Here is a 21,125-nt window from a genome sequence, read left to right on the forward strand (position 1 = left end):
TTAGGCTTTCTCCCCAACGATGCCCGCTCTGTCACTTCGTGACATCTCCCTCTCGAAGGGGGAGATCGGAGGGAGTTCGCGACGCCCGCCCCAGATCGGTCTCGCCCCTTGGGGGAGAGATGCCCGGCAGGGCAGAGGGGGGTAACGACGCAGCATCACGTCAAACATCCTTTGCCCGCCGCCGGTCTTCCGCCTGGGCTGCCAGGATTTCCCTCACCTTGGCGACGAGATCGGCTTCCGGCACGACCTCCTGCGCGACGCGGGCCTCGCGCCAGGTGGCGTTGTCCTCGATCTCTCCCGAGAGGCGCTTGCCCTCGATCAGGTCCTTGATCTGCACGACGCCCTCTGCCCGCTCATCACCGCCCTGGATGATGGCAATCGGCGAGCCGCGGCGGTCGGCATATTTCAGCTGATTGCCGAACTTCTTCCAGTTGCCCTGGTACATTTCGGCGCGGATGCCGGCGGCGCGAAGCTGCTGCGTGAAGCGCTGGTAGCGGCCCATGCTCTCCACATCGCCATCCATGACGGTCACAAGGACTGGACCGAGCACCTCGTCCTGCCCGAGCTTGCCGAGGTTCTTCAGCGCCGTCATCAGCCGCGAGACGCCAATGGAGAAGCCCGTGGCGGGCACCGGCTGGCCCATGAAGCGCGAGACGAGGCCATCATAGCGCCCACCGCCGCCGACGGAGCCGAAGACGACCTTCTCGCCCTTCTCGTTAGTGACATCGAAGGTAAGTTCGGCTTCGAAGACCGGGCCGGTGTAGTATTCGAGGCCGCGGATCACCGACGGATCGATCTTGATACGGTCCGCGGCGTAGCCCGCCGCCGTCACCAGAGCCTCGATCTGCATCAGTTCGGCCTGACCTTGATCGTAAAGATCGCTGGCGGGATGAAAGCTATCGTCGGTCAGATAGGCTACGACCTGAGCAATTTGATTTTCCGAAAGACCCGCGCCCTTGGTGAAGTCGCCAGACTCATCCTTGCGGCCAGGTCCTAACAAGAGGCGCACCCCGTCGATTCCGAACTTGTCGAGTTTGTCGATAGCCCGCAGAACATTCAGGCGCCGCCCCGCATTGTCGTCACCACCCAAGCCTATGGCGTCTAGAACACCATCAAAGACCTTTCGGTTGTTCACCCGGATCACATAGTCACCGCGCTGGATGCCGAGCGCTTCCATCGTGTCGGCCATCATCATGCACATCTCGGCATCGGCCTGGACGCCCGGCGCGCCGACGGTATCGGCGTCGAACTGCATGAACTGGCGGAAGCGGCCGGGGCCGGGCTTCTCGTTGCGGAACACATAGCCGGCGCGATAGGTGCGGAACGGCAGCTGGATCTCGTTGAAGTTCTCGGCCACATGGCGGGCGAGCGGCGCCGTCAGGTCGTAGCGGAGCGACATCCACTGGTCATCGTCGTCCTGCAGCGAGAATACGCCTTCGTTCGGCCGGTCGCTGTCCGGCAGGAACTTGCCGAGCGCATCGGTGTATTCGAAGAGCGGCGTCTCGACCGGATCGAAGCCGTAGCGCTCGTAGACCTCACGGATCTTCCCGATCATCTCGTTCGTGGCATGGATATCGGCAGCCGAGCGATCGACGAAGCCGCGCGGCAGGCGGGCCTTCAGTTTGAGGGGTTTCTTCTGCTTGTCGCTCATGATCGTCTTCCAATGCCACCGGAAAAGCCGGATTTTGTGAGCGGTTTCTTAGAGGATCGGACCCGGAGCGGCAAGGGCGGCCGGCTGGCGAAAGGTAGGGAGCGGTGGTATATCTGCGCCACGAAAAGGGTCACGGCCATGAACAAGCGCGTCACGATCGAAATGCCGGACGAGATGCTCAAGCTCGTCGAGGAATATGCGACGGAGGCCGGCACCGCGCCGGACGCCTATCTGCGCGATGTCATCGAGCAGCATCTGGAGGACCTGCACGACATCGCTCTGGCGGAAGAGGCGATGGAAAGCGTCCGCAATGGTGAACCAACCCGCACTCTGGCAGAAGTGAAGCAGAGACTTGGCCTGGACGATTGAATTTCGCGCAAAGGCGGAAAAGCAGTTGCAGCGCCTTGCGACGAGAGATGCTGCCCGCATCATCTCGTTTCTGGAAGATCGTCTGGCGGCACACGAGAACCCGAGGGAACTCGGGACCGCGCTCAAAGGCCATGCTCTCGGCGGCTACTGGCGCTACAAGGTCGGGGATTACCGCATCATCTGCGACATCCAGGACCAGCGGCTCGTCGTGCTGGTGGTCGAGGTCGGGCACCGACGGGACGTCTACCGGTAATTCATGATCTCCGAAGCTCTTCAATATGCCGCGACCTATCCGGCCACCGAGGCCGGGTTCCGCCCCTTCATCCGCTCCTCCGTCAGCCTCTGGTCGCGTGCCAACCGCTGCTCGCGGGAATGGGCGGAGCATGAAGCGAACTGCCTCGCCTTTGTCGCCGACATGCTCGGGCGGATGAAGCGACGGCGCACGGCCGTGGTGCTGGGCTCCGGCCTCCTGCGCGACGTGCCGGTCGAGGAAATGGCCAAGGCGTTCGATACGGTCGTCCTCGTCGACCTCGTACATCTCGCAAGCGTCCGCTTCCGGCTCAAGGCGAAGCGGCTGCGCGATGTCCGGCTGATCAGCCGCGACCTGTCCGGATTCGATGCGGCGCTGGCAGGCCACGAGGTCGAGCCGCTCGCCTTCCTGCGTCAGGTGCCCTATCTCAACCTCGTCGTTTCGGCGAACCTCCTGTCGCAGGTCGGCGTCGGGGCAGAGCGGCGTCTGAAGCAGGATGGCCCCACGGGAAAGGCGGACATTCTGCCGCAGTTGATCCGCGCTCACCTGAACGGGCTTGCGGCGCTTCCCTGCAGCACGGTTCTGCTGACGGACACCGGCTTCCGGTGATGGATCGTGAGGGCAGGACCCTGGAGGAGGCCGATCTTCTGCACGGCGAGACGGTACCGCTGGCGGACGAAGCATGGGATTGGCCGGTGGTCCCCCTTGGCGAACAGAGCCGCGATTACCAGATCCTTCACCGGGTGGTCGCGGTCCGTACGCTCAAGGCATGACGGCGCGCACCTTCAACAGCAAAGGACAAGAAAACCATGGCTGCGAAATCTCTCCTCCTTGCCTCCGCCCTCGCCCTTTTCCTCGCCGGTCCCGCCGCCGCCCAGGAGGGGCATTCGCATGCCGGCGCGGAGGCGTCGCCCGATGCCGTCATCAGCGCCTTCGAGGAAGCCGCCGCCAAGATGCATGAGGACATGGCGATCGACTATTCCGGCGATGCAGACGTCGATTTCGTGCGCGGCATGATCCCGCATCACGAAGCGGCTATCGCCATGGCGAAGATCGAGCTGGAGCACGGCAAGGATCCTGAACTCCGCAAGATAGCGGAAGAGGTGATCGCGGCGCAGGAGGCGGAAATCGCCCAGATGCGCAAATGGCTCGAAGAGCACGGGAAATAGTGGACAAAGGAGCGCCAGCCATGCGCCCCCTCACCGCCATTGGCTTCGATGCCGACGACACGCTCTGGCAGAACGAGCAGTATTACCGGCTGACGGAAGAGCATTTTGCCGGTCTGCTCGGCGACTATGCCGAGGGGGAGCAGATCTCGGAACGCCTGCTGACGGCCGAGAAGCGCAATCTCGAGCACTACGGCTTCGGCATCAAGGGCTTCACCCTGTCGATGATCGAGACGGCGATCGAGATCACCGAGGGCAAGGTCCCGGCGAAGACGATCTCCGAGATCCTGAACATCGGCCGCGAGCTCTTGCGCCACCCGGTCGAAACGCTGCCGCACGCTGAGGAGACGCTGCGGGCGCTGAACGGAGACTATCTCCTGGTGCTGATCACCAAGGGCGACCTCTTCGACCAGGAGCGCAAGCTCGCACAATCGGGACTCGGCGACCTCTTCGACGTGATCGAGATCGTCAGCGACAAGAGCGCCACCACCTACCGGCGGATCTTCTCCAAGGTCGCCGATGGGCCCGATCGGGCGATGATGGTGGGCAACTCGCTGAAGTCTGACATCGTGCCGGCGATTGCCGCCGGCAGCTATGGCGTGTTCGTGCCCCACGCGCTGACATGGGTCGTCGAGCATGTCGAGCCGCCCACCGATGCGCCGCGCTTCCGGCAGATCGAGCATCTGGGGCAGTTGCGGGACGTACTGACGGATATCACGGGCGAATGAAGGCGGCCCGCAGCCGGTCGACCTCCGGCTGGCAGAAGCAGCCGGCGAGATGGTCGTTCACGAGCCCCATGGCCTGCATGAAGGCATAGACGGTGGTGGGGCCGACGAAGGTCCAGCCACGTTTCTTCAACTCCTTCGACAGCCGGACAGACGTCGGCGTGGTCGGGTTCGCCCGCAGCGTCGCAATGTCCATCACCGCAGGGCGCTCCCCCGCTGGAGGCTCGAAGCGCCAGAAAAAGGCCGCGAGCGAACCGAACTCGTCGCGCAGTTCCATCGCCCGGCGGGCGTTGTTGATGGTCGAGACGATCTTGCCGCGATGGCGGATGATGCCGGCATCGGCGACCAGCCGCTCCACATCGTTCTGGCCGAAATCGGCAACCTTCTCAAAGTCGAAGCCCGCGAATGCGGCGCGAAAGTTCTCCCGCTTGCGCAGGATCGTCAGCCAGGACAAGCCGGACTGGAATCCTTCGAGGCATATCTTCTCGAACAGCCGGAAGTCATCGGTCACCGGCCTGCCCCACTCCTCGTCATGATAGCGGCGGTAGTCCTCCAGACCGCCGTGCCACGCGCAGCGCCCAAGGCCGTCCTCTCCCGTGATGATGCCCGTCCCTTCCATCTTCATCTCTCCGTTAATGCCCGAGGGACCGTTTTCAATCTTGGTCAACCATATCCCCACACCAGCAGGTAACCCTGCCGAAGGGTTTATCGCCGAACGGCAATTCGAATCGCCACCCGTTTACACTTCCCTCGTTCTCCCTTGGCAGCGTGTTCCGCAACCGGGCGAGAAAGCCCCTTCGGTGCATGTGTAGCGAGTGGATCCGACAATGAACAAGATGCTTCTGCTGGCCCTCGGCCTTCTTCCTGCCTTCGCGACCTTGGCTCAGGCCAATGACCGCTATCGCGAACGGCCGCCCGTGATCGTCAGCCCGGACCTGATGGCACCGTGGGTGATGCAACTCGGCGGCAACAATGTGCGGCCCGTCGTCTACCCTGCGCGGCCGGCGAAACCGCAAGGCCTCCTCCAGTCCCGCTCGCGCAGCGACGCCCATGTCCGCCGCAGCAATGTGCACCAGGCAAGCGTGCGGCCAAACAAGGTCGTGCGGAGCCAGATCGAGCCGCAGTTCCTGCCGCAGACAGTGGCATTCGAGACGAAGCATGCGCCGGGCACGATCGTCATCGATACGAACAACCGCTTCCTCTACCTCGTGTCTGGTAACGGCCAGGCCCGCCGCTATGGTGTGGGCGTCGGCAAACCGGGTTTCGAATGGGCCGGCACCCACAGGATCACCCGCAAGGCAGAGTGGCCGCGGTGGACACCGCCGAAGGAGATGGTAGCGCGCGAAGCCGCCAAGGGACATGTCCTCCCCGCCAGCATGGAGGGCGGCCCGGCCAACCCGCTCGGCGCGCGTGCGATGTATCTTGGCTCGACCCTCTACCGCATTCATGGGACGAACGCGCCGTGGACGATCGGCAGCGCCGTCTCTTCGGGCTGCATCCGCATGCGCAACGAGGACGTGGTCGATCTCTACGAGCGGGTGAAGGTGGGGACGAAAGTCATTGTGATGTGAGAAAATGTGGCCGGTCCGCCACGGGCCGGCCTAAAAATCGACCGTCGCACCCCGTGATTCGTTTTCCGCGATCTTGCCGTTTGTCATGTGCCGGGACATCTTGCTCCGGTTTCACCGCACAGCGGACAAGAGGGGTAAGATGAAATCGCGGAAAATGCTGGTTGCCGTCAGCTTGATTGCGGCCATGATGGCGGGCGAGGCGCCGGCCCAGACGGCTTCAGGGGCACGTCCGACGACGGCAAGCGACGTTGCGCCTTCGGTGCGCGACCGCGCCGTACCGGAGAAGTACAAGCGCCGCATGGTGCGATTCTCCACCAATGAGGCGCCCGGGACGATCATCGTCGATACGCACAACAAGTTCCTCTACTACGTGGAAGGAAGGAACCGCGCGACCCGCTACGGGATCGGCGTCGGCCGCGAAGGCTTCGGCTGGTCGGGCGTGGTGAAGATCGGGCGCAAGGCAGAGTGGCCCTCGTGGACGCCGCCGGCGGAAATGCGTCGCCGCGAGGCAGCGAGGGGGCATATCCTCCCCGCGGTCCAGAAGGGCGGCCCCGACAACCCGCTCGGCGCACGGGCGATGTATCTCTACAAGGGCGGGCGGGACACGATCTTCCGCATCCACGGCACCAACCAGCCGTGGTCCATCGGCCTCAACCTGTCATCCGGCTGCATCCGCATGATGAACAAGGATGTCGAGCACCTTTACGCACGCGCCCCGGTAGGCACGAAGGTCATCGTCATCGGACCCGGCAACAAGCATGGGGACGTGGCCTTCAAAGACCGCGGCGTCGACATCCTGCGAACCCTGTTCGGCGGCTGACGCTCCAAAGGGGCGGCGAAACCGCCGCCCTTTACCATTCATTCACCATGCAAGGATTAAGTTCCTGCGTGGTGGTGCAGAAAAACCACAGACCGCAACGCCTCAGCTCGCTAAGATTGGGTCGAAGCAAGCAACACTCCGGGCTCTCCATGCGCAAATCCATTTCGCTTTTTCTGGCGTCCTCAGCAATCGTCGGGCTCGCCGTCCTTTCCTCTGCGCAGGCAGCAGACATGGCACCGATCGAAGCTCCCGTGGAAGCCGTTGCCGTTGAAAGCACCGGCGGCTACGAGTTCTCCGTCTATGGTGGCTACCAGACTGCCCCACACAGCGATGTGGAAGTAACGGGTGAGCCGGATTTCACCGCCGGTTGGGAAGGAAACTCCTTCTCAATGCCGATCTACTGGGGTGTGCGCGGAACCTACTGGTTCGATGGCGGCCGCCTTTCCAACCTCGGCATTTCGCTCGATTTTACCCATGCCAAGGTCTATGCGGACGACGACACGCTGGCCGAGGCCGGCTGGAGCCACTTCGAGATGACCGACGGCATCAACCTCCTGACGGTGAACGCGCTCTACCGTTTCCCGATCGAAGGCAGCCGCTTCACGCCCTATGTCGGCGCCGGCGTCGGTATCAACGTTCCGCACATCGAGGTGACGCGCCCAGGCGGCACGACGTCCGAATACCAATTCGGCGGCGCGACCCTTCAGGCCCAGGCCGGCGTGAAGTTTGACATAACCGACCGCTGGGCCGCCTTCGTCGAGTACAAAGGCAACTATTCCTTCGTCGACGTCGATATCGACAGCGGCGATTCGCTGAAGACCGAGATCTTCACCAACGCGGTGAATGTCGGCGTTTCCTTCAAGTTCTGAAGCCTCGCGAGCAGGAACATTTAAAAAGCCGGCCGCAGCGCCGGCTTTTTTCATGCCAGATCGGCAGGTTTGGGGCCGCCATAGGCCCAATCGAGCAATTCCACGGTGTGGACGATCGGCAGGGCGGTTGCAGTTCCGATCTGGGTCATGCAGCCGATGTTCCCGGTGGCGACGATATCGGCGCGGGTCGCTTCGATATTTCTTACCTTGCGCGCCTTGAGCTGCGCCGAGATTTCCGGCTGCAGGATGTTATAAGTGCCGGCGGAGCCGCAGCAGAGATGGCCCTCCGCCGGATCACGCACGGCAAAGCCCGCCCTTTTCAAAAGAACCTTCGGCAGAAGGGTAATCTTCTGGCCGTGCTGCATCGAGCAGGCGGAATGATAGGCGACCGTCAGCCCGCGCGGCTCGTTCTCCGGCAGATCCAGGGTCGCAAGGTATTCCGTCACGTCCTTCGCCAGTGCCGATACCCGTGCCGCCTTTTCCGCATAAGCCGGATCGAGCCGCAGCATGTGGCCGTAGTCCTTGATCGTCGTGCCGCAGCCGGAGGCGGTGATGACGATCGCATCCAGTCCCCCCTGCTCGATCTCGCGGTTCCAGACGTCGATGTTGCGGCGGGCGAAGTCCAGCGCCGGCTCTTCCTTGCCCATGTGATGGACGAGGGCGCCGCAGCAGCCTTCCCCTTCCGGTACGACGACCTCGATCCCGAGGCGGGTCAAAAGACGGATCGCCGCTTCGTTGATGCCGGCATCCAGAACCGGCTGGGCACATCCCGTCAGAATCGCCACCCGCCCACGGCGCTCGGTTTCCACCGCCCGCACACCGGGCCGAGCGGAATTGGAAGATGTCAGCCTTCCCCGGGGCGCAAGTTCCAGCATGGCGGCGAGCGGCCTGAGGGGCGGCAGGGCCTTCAACAGCGGCGCAATGGGGCGACCGAGCCTGGCGAGCGCCAGAGCAGGGCGAAACCGCTTCGGATAGGGCAGGACCGTGGCCAGCATCTGCCGGATCAGGCGGTCCATCAAGGGGCGCCGGTAGGTCTTCTCGATATGGACCCGTGCATGGTCGACAAGATGCATGTAGTCGACCCCCGAGGGGCAGGTGGTCATGCAGGCAAGGCAGGAGAGACAGCGGTCTATATGGGTGACGACCTCGGCATCCGCCGGCCGCCCGTTTTCCAGCATGTCCTTGATGAGATAGATGCGCCCGCGCGGACTGTCGAGTTCGTTGCCGAGAGTTACGTAGGTGGGACAGGTAGCGGTGCAGAAGCCGCAATGGACGCAGCGCCGCAGGATCTTCTCCGATTCCGCCACATGCGGATCGGCGAGCTGTTCGGCGGTGAAGTTGGTCTGCAACGTTCAGGCTCCTGCCATCTTTCCCGGACCGAAAATGCCGGCCGGATCGAGTTTCTCCTTGATGCGTGCCGAAAGGGCCGCGACGGCATCCGGCTGCGGCTCGAACGCCGGCGTCATCGCCCTCACCCGCTCCGGTGCCCGCACCAGCGTCGCATGGCCGCCTCCGAGCGCCTTGATGTAGCGCCGCAAGAGCGCGGCTTCCGGATCGGCCTCCATCTGCATCCAGACCAGCCCTCCCTGCCAGTCGTAGAATGCGTCGATCCCCGCTTCCAAGCGAAGTGCCGCGACCAGCTGGTGGCCGGCCGAGGGTGCAACCGACACCCGCCACAGCGGCTTGTGCGCCACCCCGGCATACGGCATCACGTCGCGGATCTCCTGCCAGAGGCGGCGGCTTTCCTCCGCGGCGAGGCGCGACACCGGACCGAAGGGCGCCATGGCGGCGGCCAGCTTGTCGGCACGAACGGCAACGGAGGCCTCCAGTCCCTCGAGCCTCAGCACCGTTGCCTCGCCTTCCGGCAAGGCACCGCCCAGGAAGCGGCCCTTTACGCTCTGGGGCAGATGCGCGGCCCCCGAGACTTCCACCGGCATGGCCATCGCCACCGCCATGACTCGGCTGGCGGCCGCATCATCCAATCCGGAAACTAGGATCGTCACCGCCGTCTGGGGCACCGGCAGGACCCGGAACGTCACTTCCGTGATGAGGCCGAGGGTGCCGTGCGAGCCGGCGAGCAGCTTCACGAGGTCGAGGCCGGTAACGTTCTTCATCACCCGTCCGCCGGCGCGGATGATCTCACCGCTGCCGTTGACAAAACGGATGCCGAGCAGGCTGTCGCGGGCGGCACCGGCTACGAAGCGGCGCGGGCCTGAGACGTTGGCTGCAAAGACGCCGCCGATCGTCGGTTCGCCGGACGTACCCATCGCGGGCCGGTGGTCCATCGGCTCGAAGGCCATCACCTGGGCCTTCGCCGCCAAGGCGGCCTCGATCTCGGCGACCGGGGTGCCGGCCCTCGCCGTCATGACCATTTCGGCCGGTTCGTAATCGACGATCCCGGACAGCCCCCTGGAGCTCAGAGTTTCGTCGCCGGCGACCGGATTTCCGAAACCGCTTCGGGTATTGCCGCCGCAGATCGCCAGGCGCGTGCCCCTGGCGGCGGCGTTACGGATGACATAGGCCGCATCCGCTTCACTGTGGGGTACGAAGGTCATGCGGCCGGACGCCCCTCCAGCGGGAACACTTTGGACGGGTTGAGGAGCCAGCCTGCATCGAAGGCGGAACGCACCGCCATCTGCTGGTTGAGGTCGGCATCGGAATACTGGTGGCGCATCAGGTCACGCTTCTCGATGCCGACTCCGTGCTCGCCGGTCAGGCAGCCGCCGGCATCGACGCAGAGCTTGAGGATTTCGTTGCCCGCCTCTTCGGCGCGGGCGGCATCTTCCGGATCGTTGGCATTGAACAGGATCAGCGGGTGCATGTTGCCGTCACCCGCGTGGAAGACGTTGGCGACCCTCAGGCCGAAGCGCTCGACGATCTCGGAGGTCTTCTCCAGGACGTAGGGGAGCTTGCCGAGGGGCACGGTGCCGTCCATGCATATGTAGTCCGAGATGCGGCCGGTGGCGCCGAAGGCGGACTTGCGCCCCTTCCAGATCAGCGCCGCCTCCATGGCACTCTGGCTCTCGCGCACCGTCCTGACACCATGGCGGCTGGCGATCTCGACGATGCTTTTCAGCATCGCCTCCATCTCGGCCTCCGACCCCTCCACCTCGACGATCAGCAGTGCTCCCACATCGAGCGGATAGCCCGCCTGCGCGAAGGCCTCGCAGATCTCGATTGCCGGCTTGTCCATGAACTCGATCGCCACAGGGATGATTCCGGACCCGATGATGTCGGCAACACAGGCACCGGCCTGTTCGGACGTATCGAAGCCGAAGAGGACCGGCCGGGCGCCCTCCGGCTTGGCGATCAGCCGCACCGTTGCCTCCGTGACGATCCCGAGTTGGCCTTCGGAGCCGCAGACGAGGCCCAGAAGATCGTAGCCCGCGGCATCGAGATGCTTGCCGCCGAGCTCGATCACCGTGCCGTCGACCAGCACCATCTTCACGCCGAGCAGGTTGTTGGTGGTGACACCGTATTTCAGGCAATGCGCGCCACCCGAATTCATGCCGATATTGCCGCCGATCGTGCAAGCAAGCTGCGAGCTGGGGTCGGGTGCGTAGAAAAAGCCTTCCGGGCTGACCGCGTCGGAAATGCTCAGATTGGTGACACCGGCCTGGACGGTCGCTGTGCGGTTGGCGGGGTCTACCTCGATGATCTGCGACATCTTGGAAAGCCCGAGAACGACCGCGTCCTCCTGCGGGATGGCCCCTCCGGAAAGGGAAGTACCGGCGCCGCGCGGAACCACCGGAACGCCATAGCGATGGCAGTATTTCATCACCGCCGCCACCTGTTCCGTCGTCTTCGGCAAGGCCACCGCGAGCGGCAGGCGGCGGTAGGCCACGAAGGCGTCAGTTTCGAACGGCACGAGTTCACGCGGTTCATGCACGAGACATTCGGGCGGCAGCAGTTCTGCCAGATCCTCGACAATCGCCGGCCGGCGCGAAACAACCGCCTGACGTGGCTCCAGAAATTTTATAGCGTCGGACACGGCATCTCCTCCCGCATGCCGGCTCTCATAGCAGGTGACACGCCATTCTGCCACGGTTCCCTCGCAGAACCCTCAACCGAAACAGCTCTCCGCGGAAGCATGCTGAACTCTCCGCTGCACTGTTCCGGAAAACTCTGCCGCATTCGGCGAACCATCCCTGCACAAGCCTCGGAAAAGCACTATATTTGAAGATGAAAATAAAACGACTCACTTCCGGCCGCGCGACAACGTGAAGCGCCCGCCGGAGAACGGCGAGCGAGATCCCAGTGGAAGGAGGAAAGCCTGTTGCAACTTCTGAGCCGCTTGAAGACAGACGTCAGCCTGATGCTGCGGCGGCCGCCGAAGCAACAGTATGCCGCGCTGTGCTACCGCGCAAAGAAGAAACAGGGCATCTGCGAGATCCTCCTGCTTACCAGCCGCGATACGGGGCGCTGGGTCATTCCCAAAGGCTGGCCGATGCCCGGCAAGAAGGCGCATGCCGTCGCGGAACGGGAGGCGTTCGAAGAGGCCGGAGCCAAGGGCAAGGTCGAGAAGGAGCCGCTCGGCTTCTACCACTATCGAAAGGCGCTGACGTCAGGGCTCAAAATCCCGGTCCGGGTGCAGGTGCATGCGCTTGAAGTCGAGGACATGGCGAGAAACTTCCCCGAGAAGGGAAGCCGCCGGCTGGAATGGGTTTCCCCCTCCGAGGCCGCCGCTCGGGTGAACGAACCGGAACTAAAGGAGCTTCTCCTTGGTTTTGCCGAAAGACAGCAACAGTCTGCGGTTAAATCGGCGACAGGCGCCTGACACGGCCACTGTCACAAAACTGTCATATTGCATTGAGGGTGCAATGCCGCTAGGCGGACGCCATCGTCGTCTCGGCAGGCATTCCCGACCGGCCGATCGATCGCGGCGCCCCCGTCGCACCGCCCCCTAGGCCGAAGGATCCCACATGGCACAGCAGACCCCGCGCCTCGTCAAACAGACGCTGGACAAAGACCTCGACAAGATCACCTCCGTCGAAGCTGCAACCCACAACGTCTCCCGGCGACTGGCAGGCCCGGGTATCGCCCTGATCTTCCTCGTCGTGGCGATGATGTTTGCGGCGGTCTACGTGATCGACAAGCCGGGAGCGATCGTCGTCGTGGCCGCAGCCGCTGTCGGTGCCTACATGGCCATGAACATCGGCGCGAATGACGTGACGAACAATGTCGGGCCCGCGGTCGGTTCCAAGGCCATGTCCATGGGGCTCGCGCTCCTGATTGCCGCCGTCTTCGAAACTGCCGGCGCCATGATCGCCGGCGGGGATGTCGTCGAGACGATCTCGAAGGGCATCATCGATCCTGAGCTGTTCTCCAACAAGGACATGTTCATCTGGGCCATGATGGCCGCGCTGCTGTCGTCAGCCCTTTGGGTCAACCTCGCGACCTGGATCGGCGCTCCCGTATCGACGACGCATGCCGTAGTCGGAGGCGTGGTCGGTGCCGGCGTTGCGGCAGCGGGGTTCGGTTCGGTGGATTGGCCGCAAATGGGAGGCATCGCGGCGAGCTGGGTGGTTTCCCCCCTCATGGGCGGTGTGGTCGCCGCGGGATTCCTGGCCTTCATCAAGGAATTCATCATCTACCGGCATGACAAGATCGGCGCTGCGCGCCGCTGGGTGCCTGTCCTGATCGCCGTCATGGTTGGTTCCTTCTCCGCCTATCTTGCCCTCAAGGGGCTACGCCAGATCATCCACGTCTCGCTGCTTGCGGCCTGCCTCATCGGGCTCGGAGCCGGCGTCCTCTCCTGGGCGCTGAGCGTGCCATTGATCCGACGCCAGTCGCGGGGCCTGGAAAACCGCAACCAGTCGCTTCGCAAGCTGTTCCAGATGCCGCTGATCTTCGCTGCAGCACTTCTGTCCTTCGCGCATGGGGCCAACGATGTTGCCAATGCCATCGGCCCCCTGTCGGCAATCGTTTCCGTGGCCCAGGGCAATAGTGTCTCCGGCGCCGTCGACATCCCGCTCTGGGTGATGGTGATCGGGGCCTTGGGGATTTCGGTCGGCCTCCTTCTGTTCGGGCCGCGCCTCATCAAGCTCGTGGGCGAACAGATCACCAAGCTCAACCCGATGCGCGCATTCTGCGTCTCCCTTTCCGCAGCGCTGACCGTCATCATCGCCTCGTGGCTCGGCCTGCCGGTCAGCTCGACACATATCGCCGTCGGAGCCGTCTTCGGCGTCGGCTTCTTCCGCGAATGGTATACCCGCAACTCCAAGCGCCGCGTCGAATACATGAAGATGAAGGCGGACAGGTGGGAGATCGAGGAACGGCCCGAGCGCAACGCGGAAGAACTGCGCCGCCGCTATCTCGTGCGCCGCTCGCATTTCATGACCATCGTCGCGGCCTGGGTGATCACTGTCCCGGCGGCCGGTGCTCTTGCAGCCCTGCTCTATATGGTTATGGCTCTGTTCTTCCTCTGAGGGGTGAACGGACATGCGCGCCAACTTCCGAATGCAACGCCTTTTCCTGGACGGCGGCCTGTCGGCCGGCAGTCACATCGAGGCTGAGCCGGAGCAGTTCAACTATCTCGCCAACGTGCTTCGCCTGACCGATGGAGCCGAGATCCTCGTCTTCAACGGCCGCGACGGCGAATGGAGGGCAAGGCTCTCCTTCCCCTCCCGCAAGCGGCTCATGATCGAGGCGTTGGAACAGACGCGTCCGCAAGCCCAGGCACCGGATCTCCACTATCTCTTCGCGCCGCTGAAGGTGGGCCGGCTGGACTATATGGTGCAGAAGGCCGTCGAAATGGGCGCCGGTGTCCTGCAGCCGGTGATGACACAGCATGTCCAAGGCAAGATCACGAACCTCGACCGGCTGCAGGCGAACGCGGTCGAGGCGGCCGAGCAATGCGGCATCCTGTCGATACCGCAGGTCAAGGCGCCTGCACGACTGCGCGACCTGCTCGACGGATGGCCGGCCGAGCGCCGGATCATCTTCTGCGACGAGGGCGACGAAGGTCAAAATCCACTGACGATCCTCGCCCGCATAGAGGAAAAGCAACTCGCCCTGCTGGTCGGGCCGGAAGGCGGTTTTTCCGAGGAGGAGCGCAGCCTGCTGCGGAGCCTGGATTTCGTAACCCCGATCCCGCTCGGGCCGCGCATCCTGAGGGCCGACACCGCCGCCGTGGCCGCCCTTGCCGTCATCCAGGCCGGCATCGGCGACTGGCGCTGACAAGGCCCTTCGATTTTCTGAAAGCATCTTGAAAGAAATTCATTTGCGCCGCACTTCAATCCAGTTAAAGCAGCCGAATGCGACAGCCCTGTCGGACCTACAAGGTTATCTCCCATGGCCCGTGACACTACCGACCAGACACCGTTGAATTCGGTGTCCGAGCTTTCCGCCTACCTGGCGAGCGGCGCACGACCGATAGAGCAGTTCCGGCTGGGTACCGAGCACGAGAAGTTCGCCTTCTTCCGGACCGACCACGGCCCCGTCCCCTATTTCGGCGAGGCGAGCATATCCGGTCTGCTGAACGGCATGCAGGAGAAGCTCGGCTGGGAGCCGATCATGGACGGCGAACATATCATAGGGCTCGCAGAACCTGCCGGCATGGGCGCCATTTCCATCGAGCCAGGCGGGCAGTTCGAGCTTTCGGGCGCGCCGCTCGAAACGATCCACGAGACCTGCCGCGAATCCAACCGGCACCTGGAGGTCCTTCGCGAGGTGGCCGAGCCCATGGGCATCCGCTTCCTCGGCATCGGGGGCAGCCCGAAATGGAGCTTGGCCGAAACGCCGCGCATGCCGAAATCGCGCTACGAGATCATGACCCGCTACATGCCGAAGGTCGGCAAGCAGGGTCTCGACATGATGTACCGCACCTGCACGATCCAGGTGAACCTCGACTTCTCCTCGGAAGCCGACATGGCGCGCAAGATGCGCGTATCGATGAAGCTGCAGCCGCTGGCCACCGCGCTCTTCGCCTCCTCCCCCTTCACCGAGGGCAGGCCGAACGGGCTGCTCTCCTGGCGCGGCGACATCTGGCGCGACACCGACAACCGGCGATCCGGGCTGCTCCCCTTCGTCTTCAAGACGGATTTCGGCTTTACCGACTATGTCGAATGGGCGCTCGACGTGCCGATGTATTTCGTGGTCCGCGACGGCAAGTATCACGACTGCACGCACGTGACGTTCCGCCAGTTCATGGAAGGCGCGCTGAAGGGTGAGATCGAGGCATGGGAGCCCACCATGGGCGACTGGACGAACCACATTTCCACCCTCTTCCCGGATGTACGGCTGAAGCGGTTCCTGGAGATGCGCGGCGCCGACGGCGGCCCCTGGCGGCGCATCTGCGCGCTTCCCGCCTTCTGGGTCGGGCTGCTCTACGACGACGGCGCACTCGATGCGGCGGAAAGACTGACCGCCGGATGGACCTACGAGGACGTGCTCGCGCTTCGCGACGCCGTCCCGGCACAGGGCCTCAAGGCCGAGATCGCCGGCCAATCGCTGCTCGACGTGACGCGTGACGTACTGGCCATTTCCTCGGCCGGACTGAAGGCCCGCAATCGCCTCAACGACGACGGCCAGGACGAGAGCGTCTTCCTCGCCTCGCTGGAGGAGATCATCGCCAAGAGGACCACGCTGGCGGAGGATCTGCTGACGCTTTACCACGGGCGCTGGCAGCAGTCGGTGGAGCCGGTCTTCGACGAGTACCAGTACTAGAGGTTACCGGCCGAAAAGCGGTTTTCGTCCGTGACTTTCCGGATATATTGGCATATCGCGCAATCGGAAAGGACATTCCATGCTGCCATTGTTCGACATGATGCTGAAGGCACAGAACGGGGCGGCCATGGAGGCGATGGCCAAGCAGTTCAATCTCGCCCAGGAACAGGCTGCCCAGGCCATGGCCGCGCTGACCCCGGCCTTCTCCGCCGGGCTGAAGCGGACAGCCGCAAACCCTTACGACTTCACCACGCTGATGAACACGATGATGTCCGGCGCCTATGCAAAGTATTTCGAGGACATGGGAAAGGCCTTCACGCCGCAGGGGATCGCGGACGGCAACGCCGTGCTGGAACGGCTGTTCGGCTCGCGGGAAGTCTCGCGCGCCATCGCCGCGCAGGCCGAGCAGCTTACGGGTGTGGGGCAGGAGATCCTGAAGAAGATGATGCCGATCATGGCGGACACGCTAATGGGCGGCCTCTTCAAGCAGGCGACGGGGCAGATGCAGCAGTCCGGCGACATCTATTCCTCCACGCCGATGGGGCAGATGGCGAAGCAGTGGCTGGACACGCTCGGACTGCAGCCGAAGCCGACGGCCACGAGCGCTGCTGCTACGGATCTCTTCGACAACCCGTTCATGCAGAGCCTGCGCAATGCCTGGGGATTGGACAAGGACAAGCCTGCGAGCGCACCTATGGGAGCGGGCTCCTTCGGCGACAATCCTTTCGCCAAGGCCTTCCAGGACATGATGACAGGATTTGGCGGAGGCGGCAGCAGCCAGCCGCCAGCCGCCGGCTCGGGGACGACAGGCGCCAATCCCTATGCCGAGGCCCTGAACAGCATGTTCGACAGCGGGCTTGAAGTGCAGAAGGCCTACCAGAAGAACATGGAATCGATCTTCGACAGCTACTTCCGCCCATCCTCCCTAGGCGGCACCCCCGAAACGCCGAAGGGCGAATAAAAAAGCCCGGCCGGGAAAACCGGGCCGGGCAAGCGGCAGGGCTATTGGCTCTCACCCTGCGGGGAAACGGATCAATAGGTCCGGAGACGCTCGAAGCGGGACTTGGCACGCAAACGCGCGCTCTCAGAAAGCAAGGCAGCAGGATCGTCGAACAGGCCGGAGCCATGCGTGGCCTTCATCAGATCGTGGCGCGTCAGGCCGATATCGTCGAGCTGGCGGTCGTCGAGGTCGTGCAGACCATTGGCGGCCCATCGGTTGCGGACGAGACGCCAGACCGCCTTCATGAAGCTCGGAATTACCGCGAAGCGTCCGCGAGCGGCGGCGTCCGTCCCGACGAGATCGAGTTCGAGCGTGCTGGTCGTGCGCATGACAGGCTCCTCCTTCGGCACGAGTTTGACCCTCCCCTCCGCGGAGGTCTCGCGGAAGGTCGGTCGTTTTCAGCGGGTGCAGGGGACACCCGTTGCACTGTGATTTGTGCTTCTGTTATGCAGCGGCGCTATTGATCAGTCCAACGAATGTTTCTAATGGTTAGCATCAGCCACTCTGATGGATTGCCACCATGTCCGCACCTCTCGATATCGATCAACTCAACACCTTCCTCGCGATCGTCGACACCGGCAGCTTCACGAAGGCGGCGGATCGCGTGTTCAAGACACAGTCCGCGGTATCCATGCAGATGCGGCGGCTGGAGGAGCGGATCGGCAAGCAGCTCTTCGCCAAGGACGGCCGCGGCAACCGGCTGACGTCCGAGGGCGAGAAGCTCCTGAACTATGCGCGGCGGATCATCCGGCTGAACAACGAGGCGATCGCCGCTTTCGACGACAACCGGCTGGAGGGGACGCTAAGGATCGGCACGCCGGACGACTACGCCGACCGCTACATGCCGGAAATCATCGGGCGCTTTGCGAAGACGCATCCGAACGTCGAGCTCTATATCGTCTGCGAGAACTCCTCCAGCCTGGCCGAGCGGATGCAGAAGGGTGAGTTGGATATCGCCCTGGTCACTCACAACCCGCGCGCGCGGATGTCGGACGTAGTTCGAACCGAGCCGCTTTGCTGGGTAGCCTCGGCCAACCATCCACTGAGGGAGGATGCGCCGGTGCCACTGGCCGTCGGCCGGCGCGACTGCCTGTGGCGCCAGCTCGCCTGTTCGGCGCTCGATGCAGACGGAAGGGAATACCAGGTGCTTTTCACAAGCTGGTCCTCGACAGTGGTCGCTGCGGCAGTCCTTGCCGGCATGGCGGTCTCCGTCCTACCCGAATCGGCCTTGCGACCGGGGATGCGCGTTCTGACCTCGGCAGACGGCTTCCCGGCCCTACCACCGGTGCAGATCGGCCTGATGAAGCGGCCGGGACTTTCGCCGTCGCTCCTGAATGCCATCACCGACCATATCGCCGCCTGCCTCGACAACATCTCGCCTGCCGTCGTACCGGACGACCTGGATTCCGAGCTGAAGGGGATAGGCCGGACGATGAAGATCCGGGCCGGCCAAGCAACCAGCTGGTAGCAACAGAAAACCGGGGCCAAGGCCCCGGTTTCCATTTCAGCACATTCCGATGTTACTCGGCGGCGGTGGGCTGTGCTGAGATCGTGTCGGCCTTGTAGCCGTGGAGCCGCTCCAGAGCCGCGCGCACACCTGCTTCATAGTCGGGGTGCACGAGCTTGAAGTGGGCGAGCTGGCGCTCGACGATGTGACCCGGCACGCCGCCCATTGCAGCGCCAATGTTGGAGAACAGACGCCCCTTCTGGCCCTCGTCGAAGAGGTTGAAGAGTGCCCGCGGCTGCGAGTAGTCGTCATTGCCTTCGCGATGGTTGTAGCGGGCCATGTCGCCGGAGATCTTCAGCGGCGGCTCCTTGGCGGATGCATCCTCGAACGGGCCGTTGACGGAGTTCGGCTCATAGTAGGCGTCGGGGTTGCCGGTGCGCAGGCCGCCGTAAGTGTTCATCTGGCCATCACGATGGTAGTGATGAACCGGGCAGCGCGGCTGGTTGACCGGGATGTTCTCGTAGTGCGTGCCGAGGCGATAGCGGTGAGCGTCGGCATAGGAGAACACGCGAGCCTGCAGCATCTTGTCCGGCGAATGGCTGATGCCGGGCACGATGTTCGACGGCGAGAATGCAGCCTGCTCGATCTCCGCGAAGTAGTTGTCCGCGTTGCGGTTCAGTTCCATGATGCCGACGTCGATCGGCGGAAACTCCGCATGCGGCCAGACCTTGGTGAGGTCGAACGGATTGTAGGACGTGTTTTCCGCCTGCTCCTCGGTCATGATCTGGACCTGCATCTTCCAGCGCGGGAACTCGCCGCGCTCGATGCCGCCGAACAAGGCCTCCTGGTAACCCTCGCGGGTCTTGCCGATCAGGGCTTCGGCTTCCTCGTTGGTATAGTGCTTGTGGCCCTGCAGGGTCTTGAAATGGAACTTCACCCAGTAGCGCTCGCCGGCGTCATTCCAGAAGGAATAGGTATGCGAGCCATAGCCGTTCATGTGCATCGGATCGACCGGCAGGCCGCGATCAGACATCAGAATCGTGACCTGGTGCAGGCTTTCCGGAGACAGCGACCAGAAATCCCACATAGCGGTCGCGGAACGAAGGTTCGTCCTCGGGTGCCGCTTCTGGGTGTGGATGAAGTCGGGGAATTTCACAGGGTCGCGAACGAAGAAGACCGGCGTGTTGTTGCCGACGAGGTCCCAGTTGCCTTCCGTCGTGTAGAACTTCAGCGAGAAGCCGCGGACGTCGCGCTCATGGTCGGCTGCGCCCAGTTCGCCGGCAACGGTGGAGAAGCGCGCCAGCATCGGCGTTTCCGCGCCGGGCTGCAGACATTTCGCCTTGGTGTATTTGGAGATGTCGCCGGTGATCTTCAGCGTGCCGTAGGCGCCCCAGCCCTTCGCATGCACGGCACGCTCCGGAATGCGTTCCCGGTTCTGGTGGGCCAGCTTCTCGATGAGCTGGTAGTCCTGCAGCATGATGCCGCCACGCGGGCCGGCAGTCAGCGAATTCTGGTTGTCCGGTATCGGCGCACCGGCTGTGGTCGTCATTGTCGGACGGTCGGTCATGCTTTGTCTCCCTGCTTGAAAATCTGGAACCGTTCTAGGTTGTGGCTTGACCGTCGCACTCCGGTTCCATAATTTCCAATATTATTTCCTGCGATCTTTCATAGGATTTGCTTATGGCTCTTACCCTGCGTCAGATGCGGTATTTCGAGGCGCTGGCGAAGGAAAAGCACTTCGGGCGGGCGGCCGAGACCGTGCATGTCAGCCAGCCCGCTCTTTCCGCCCAGATCGCAGAGATGGAGGAGAGCCTGGGGGTTCGCCTGGTGGAGCGCAGCCGCAGCGGTGCCCTTCTGACTCGCAAGGGCGAAGAGGTTCTCGCGCGGGTGCGGTCGATTCTCGAACAGGTGGAACAACTGGCCGCCTGCACCCGCAGCGGCACCGGCATGCTGGACGGGCCGGTGCGGATCGGCGTCATCCCGACGGTCGCACCCTACCTCGTCCCCAAGCTCGTGCCCCGCCTGAGGGAGAGCTATCCTTCGATCGAGCTCGAACTGAAGGAAGCGGTGACAGACCGCCTGATCCTCGACCTGCAGGACGGCAAGCTGGACGCGGTGATCGCGGCCCTGCCGATCGAGACGGAAGGACTGGAAACGCAGTCGCTTTTACTCGACCGGTTCTACATGGCGGTCGCCAACAACAACAACATGATCCTGATGTCGCCGATGACGGAGACGCAGGTCGATGCCGACCGGTTGCTGCTGCTGGAGGAAGGGCACTGCCTGCGCGAGCAGGCGCTGTCGGTCTGCGGCACGGCACGCAAGCGCAGCCTCGTCAACTTCGGCGCCACCTCGATGGCGACGCTCCTGCAAATGGTCTCACACGACATGGGAATGACGCTGATCCCGGAGATGGCAATCCCGACGGAGACGGCGCGCAACGACATCCGCATCCTGCCGTTTGCGGACCCCGCCCCCTCCCGCGAAATCGGCCTGATCTGGCGCCGGTCCAGCGGCCGGCGCGACGAGATGAAACTGCTGGGCGATGCCGTGGCCGCTTGTGCGCCGGGCAGACGATGAGGCGCCGCCC

General features: G+C 63.6%; 21 protein-coding genes and 1 pseudogene. 15 read left to right on the top strand and 7 right to left on the bottom strand.

Annotation, left to right across the window (positions count from 1 at the left end; all coding sequences use genetic code 11):
* Positions 1-160: 160 nt before the first annotated feature.
* On the bottom strand, positions 161-1,651 hold the full coding sequence (gene hisS, locus RTCK_RS19040) for a histidine--tRNA ligase (RefSeq protein ID WP_142593967.1): 1,491 nt from the start codon (positions 1,649-1,651) through the stop codon (positions 161-163).
* Between the two features lie 138 nt (positions 1,652-1,789).
* Between hisS and relB the strand changes: the two genes are divergently transcribed.
* The 5 genes and pseudogenes from relB (at position 1,790) to RTCK_RS19065 (ending at position 4,164) form a co-directional block, all read left to right on the top strand.
* Positions 1,790-2,020, top strand: coding sequence for a type II toxin-antitoxin system RelB family antitoxin (gene relB, locus RTCK_RS19045; RefSeq protein WP_142593968.1), 231 nt, complete (start codon positions 1,790-1,792; stop codon positions 2,018-2,020).
* Positions 2,004-2,273 (top strand): type II toxin-antitoxin system RelE family toxin, encoded by a 270-nt coding sequence (locus RTCK_RS19050; protein WP_142521607.1) that lies wholly within the window; start codon positions 2,004-2,006, stop codon positions 2,271-2,273. Before relB ends, RTCK_RS19050 begins: the two co-directional genes overlap by 17 nt.
* A gap of 3 nt (positions 2,274-2,276) precedes the next feature.
* Positions 2,277-3,043: pseudogene (locus RTCK_RS19055) on the top strand (hypothetical protein).
* Between the two features lie 36 nt (positions 3,044-3,079).
* Positions 3,080-3,439: a CopM family metallochaperone gene (copM, locus tag RTCK_RS19060; protein ID WP_142521609.1), complete on the top strand. Its 360-nt coding sequence runs from the start codon at positions 3,080-3,082 to the stop codon at positions 3,437-3,439.
* Positions 3,440-3,459: 20 nt separating this feature from the next.
* Complete coding sequence (locus tag RTCK_RS19065) at positions 3,460-4,164, top strand: HAD family hydrolase (RefSeq protein WP_142521610.1); 705 nt, start codon at positions 3,460-3,462, stop codon at positions 4,162-4,164.
* Here the strand turns inward: RTCK_RS19065 and RTCK_RS19070 are convergent.
* A complete protein-coding gene (locus tag RTCK_RS19070) occupies positions 4,151-4,780 on the bottom strand; it encodes a DNA-3-methyladenine glycosylase I (protein ID WP_142594245.1) in 630 nt (209 codons plus the stop codon). The two genes, RTCK_RS19065 and RTCK_RS19070, sit on opposite strands and share 14 nt — an antisense overlap.
* 208 nt (positions 4,781-4,988) lie before the next feature.
* Between RTCK_RS19070 and RTCK_RS19075 the strand changes: the two genes are divergently transcribed.
* From RTCK_RS19075 to RTCK_RS19085, 3 genes are all read left to right on the top strand, one after another.
* A complete protein-coding gene (locus RTCK_RS19075) occupies positions 4,989-5,732 on the top strand; it encodes a L,D-transpeptidase (RefSeq protein WP_142593969.1) in 744 nt (247 codons plus the stop codon).
* Between the two features lie 139 nt (positions 5,733-5,871).
* A complete protein-coding gene (locus RTCK_RS19080) occupies positions 5,872-6,552 on the top strand; it encodes a L,D-transpeptidase (RefSeq protein ID WP_142593970.1) in 681 nt (226 codons plus the stop codon).
* A 230-nt stretch (positions 6,553-6,782) separates the two neighbouring features.
* Positions 6,783-7,421, top strand: a complete 639-nt coding sequence (locus RTCK_RS19085; protein WP_235988761.1) for an outer membrane protein — start codon at positions 6,783-6,785, stop codon at positions 7,419-7,421.
* 50 nt (positions 7,422-7,471) lie between these two features.
* On the opposite strand, the gene glcF is transcribed toward RTCK_RS19085, so the two are convergent.
* Genes glcF through RTCK_RS19100 form a run of 3 tightly spaced genes read right to left on the bottom strand, consistent with a single transcriptional unit; the run spans position 7,472 to position 11,412 of the window.
* Positions 7,472-8,770 carry a glycolate oxidase subunit GlcF gene (gene glcF / locus RTCK_RS19090; protein ID WP_142593971.1) on the bottom strand — a complete coding sequence of 433 codons (1,299 nt, stop codon included), beginning with the start codon at positions 8,768-8,770 and terminating at the stop codon, positions 7,472-7,474.
* 3 nt (positions 8,771-8,773) lie between these two features.
* Entirely contained in the window at positions 8,774-9,976 is a 1,203-nt protein-coding gene (glcE, locus tag RTCK_RS19095; RefSeq protein ID WP_142593972.1) for a glycolate oxidase subunit GlcE, read from the bottom strand.
* Positions 9,973-11,412, bottom strand: a complete 1,440-nt coding sequence (locus tag RTCK_RS19100; protein WP_142593973.1) for an FAD-linked oxidase C-terminal domain-containing protein — start codon at positions 11,410-11,412, stop codon at positions 9,973-9,975. The genes glcE and RTCK_RS19100 overlap by 4 nt, the downstream gene beginning before the upstream one ends.
* A gap of 285 nt (positions 11,413-11,697) precedes the next feature.
* Between RTCK_RS19100 and RTCK_RS19105 the strand changes: the two genes are divergently transcribed.
* The 5 genes from RTCK_RS19105 to RTCK_RS19125 all read left to right on the top strand — a co-directional run bounded on the left by RTCK_RS19105 (position 11,698) and on the right by RTCK_RS19125 (position 17,049).
* Positions 11,698-12,198, top strand: coding sequence for an NUDIX hydrolase (locus RTCK_RS19105; RefSeq protein WP_142521616.1), 501 nt, complete (start codon positions 11,698-11,700; stop codon positions 12,196-12,198).
* 145 nt (positions 12,199-12,343) lie between these two features.
* Complete coding sequence (locus RTCK_RS19110; RefSeq protein ID WP_142593974.1) at positions 12,344-13,849, top strand: inorganic phosphate transporter; 1,506 nt, start codon at positions 12,344-12,346, stop codon at positions 13,847-13,849.
* A 13-nt stretch (positions 13,850-13,862) separates the two neighbouring features.
* Positions 13,863-14,600, top strand: a complete 738-nt coding sequence (locus RTCK_RS19115; RefSeq protein ID WP_142593975.1) for a 16S rRNA (uracil(1498)-N(3))-methyltransferase — start codon at positions 13,863-13,865, stop codon at positions 14,598-14,600.
* Between the two features lie 114 nt (positions 14,601-14,714).
* Positions 14,715-16,088, top strand: a complete 1,374-nt coding sequence (locus RTCK_RS19120; protein WP_142593976.1) for a glutamate--cysteine ligase — start codon at positions 14,715-14,717, stop codon at positions 16,086-16,088.
* Between the two features lie 79 nt (positions 16,089-16,167).
* Entirely contained in the window at positions 16,168-17,049 is an 882-nt protein-coding gene (locus tag RTCK_RS19125) for a DUF937 domain-containing protein (RefSeq protein WP_142593977.1), read from the top strand.
* Between the two features lie 71 nt (positions 17,050-17,120).
* Here RTCK_RS19125 and RTCK_RS19130 read toward each other — a convergent pair whose 3' ends face one another.
* Complete coding sequence (locus tag RTCK_RS19130) at positions 17,121-17,417, bottom strand: DUF1127 domain-containing protein (RefSeq protein WP_142593978.1); 297 nt, start codon at positions 17,415-17,417, stop codon at positions 17,121-17,123.
* Positions 17,418-17,608: 191 nt separating this feature from the next.
* Here RTCK_RS19130 and RTCK_RS19135 point away from each other — a divergent pair, with 191 nt between their 5' ends.
* Positions 17,609-18,556: a LysR substrate-binding domain-containing protein gene (locus tag RTCK_RS19135; protein WP_142521622.1), complete on the top strand. Its 948-nt coding sequence runs from the start codon at positions 17,609-17,611 to the stop codon at positions 18,554-18,556.
* A gap of 52 nt (positions 18,557-18,608) precedes the next feature.
* Here RTCK_RS19135 and katA read toward each other — a convergent pair whose 3' ends face one another.
* The gene (gene katA / locus RTCK_RS19140) at positions 18,609-20,102 is read right to left on the bottom strand and encodes a catalase KatA (RefSeq protein ID WP_142521623.1); all 1,494 of its coding nucleotides are present in this window, start codon (positions 20,100-20,102) and stop codon (positions 18,609-18,611) included.
* A gap of 113 nt (positions 20,103-20,215) precedes the next feature.
* On the opposite strand from katA, the gene RTCK_RS19145 reads away from it, so the two are divergent.
* Positions 20,216-21,115, top strand: coding sequence for a hydrogen peroxide-inducible genes activator (locus RTCK_RS19145; RefSeq protein ID WP_142593979.1), 900 nt, complete (start codon positions 20,216-20,218; stop codon positions 21,113-21,115).
* Positions 21,116-21,125 lie beyond the last annotated feature (10 nt).

This window comes from Pseudorhizobium endolithicum, from assembly GCF_902153245.2.
Taxonomy (GTDB): Bacteria; Pseudomonadota; Alphaproteobacteria; order Rhizobiales; family Rhizobiaceae; genus Neorhizobium; species Neorhizobium endolithicum.

Bases quoted from the DNA above. Each gene is read 5' to 3' on its own strand.
- RTCK_RS19115 (WP_142593975.1), top strand. From the start codon at position 13,863: ATGCGCGCCAACTTCCGAATGCAACGCCTTTTCCTGGACGGCGGCCTG.
- relB (WP_142593968.1), top strand. From the start codon at position 1,790: ATGAACAAGCGCGTCACGATCGAAATGCCGGACGAGATGCTCAAGCTC.
- RTCK_RS19135 (WP_142521622.1), top strand. From the start codon at position 17,609: ATGTCCGCACCTCTCGATATCGATCAACTCAACACCTTCCTCGCGATC.
- RTCK_RS19145 (WP_142593979.1), top strand. From the start codon at position 20,216: ATGGCTCTTACCCTGCGTCAGATGCGGTATTTCGAGGCGCTGGCGAAG.
- hisS (WP_142593967.1), bottom strand. From the start codon at position 1,651: ATGAGCGACAAGCAGAAGAAACCCCTCAAACTGAAGGCCCGCCTGCCG.
- glcE (WP_142593972.1), bottom strand. From the start codon at position 9,976: ATGACCTTCGTACCCCACAGTGAAGCGGATGCGGCCTATGTCATCCGT.
- RTCK_RS19080 (WP_142593970.1), top strand. From the start codon at position 5,872: ATGAAATCGCGGAAAATGCTGGTTGCCGTCAGCTTGATTGCGGCCATG.
- RTCK_RS19130 (WP_142593978.1), bottom strand. From the start codon at position 17,417: ATGCGCACGACCAGCACGCTCGAACTCGATCTCGTCGGGACGGACGCC.
- RTCK_RS19065 (WP_142521610.1), top strand. From the start codon at position 3,460: ATGCGCCCCCTCACCGCCATTGGCTTCGATGCCGACGACACGCTCTGG.
- RTCK_RS19085 (WP_235988761.1), top strand. From the start codon at position 6,783: ATGGCACCGATCGAAGCTCCCGTGGAAGCCGTTGCCGTTGAAAGCACC.
- RTCK_RS19120 (WP_142593976.1), top strand. From the start codon at position 14,715: ATGGCCCGTGACACTACCGACCAGACACCGTTGAATTCGGTGTCCGAG.
- RTCK_RS19125 (WP_142593977.1), top strand. From the start codon at position 16,168: ATGCTGCCATTGTTCGACATGATGCTGAAGGCACAGAACGGGGCGGCC.
- copM (WP_142521609.1), top strand. From the start codon at position 3,080: ATGGCTGCGAAATCTCTCCTCCTTGCCTCCGCCCTCGCCCTTTTCCTC.
- RTCK_RS19070 (WP_142594245.1), bottom strand. From the start codon at position 4,780: ATGGAAGGGACGGGCATCATCACGGGAGAGGACGGCCTTGGGCGCTGC.
- katA (WP_142521623.1), bottom strand. From the start codon at position 20,102: ATGACCGACCGTCCGACAATGACGACCACAGCCGGTGCGCCGATACCG.
- RTCK_RS19110 (WP_142593974.1), top strand. From the start codon at position 12,344: ATGGCACAGCAGACCCCGCGCCTCGTCAAACAGACGCTGGACAAAGAC.
- RTCK_RS19075 (WP_142593969.1), top strand. From the start codon at position 4,989: ATGAACAAGATGCTTCTGCTGGCCCTCGGCCTTCTTCCTGCCTTCGCG.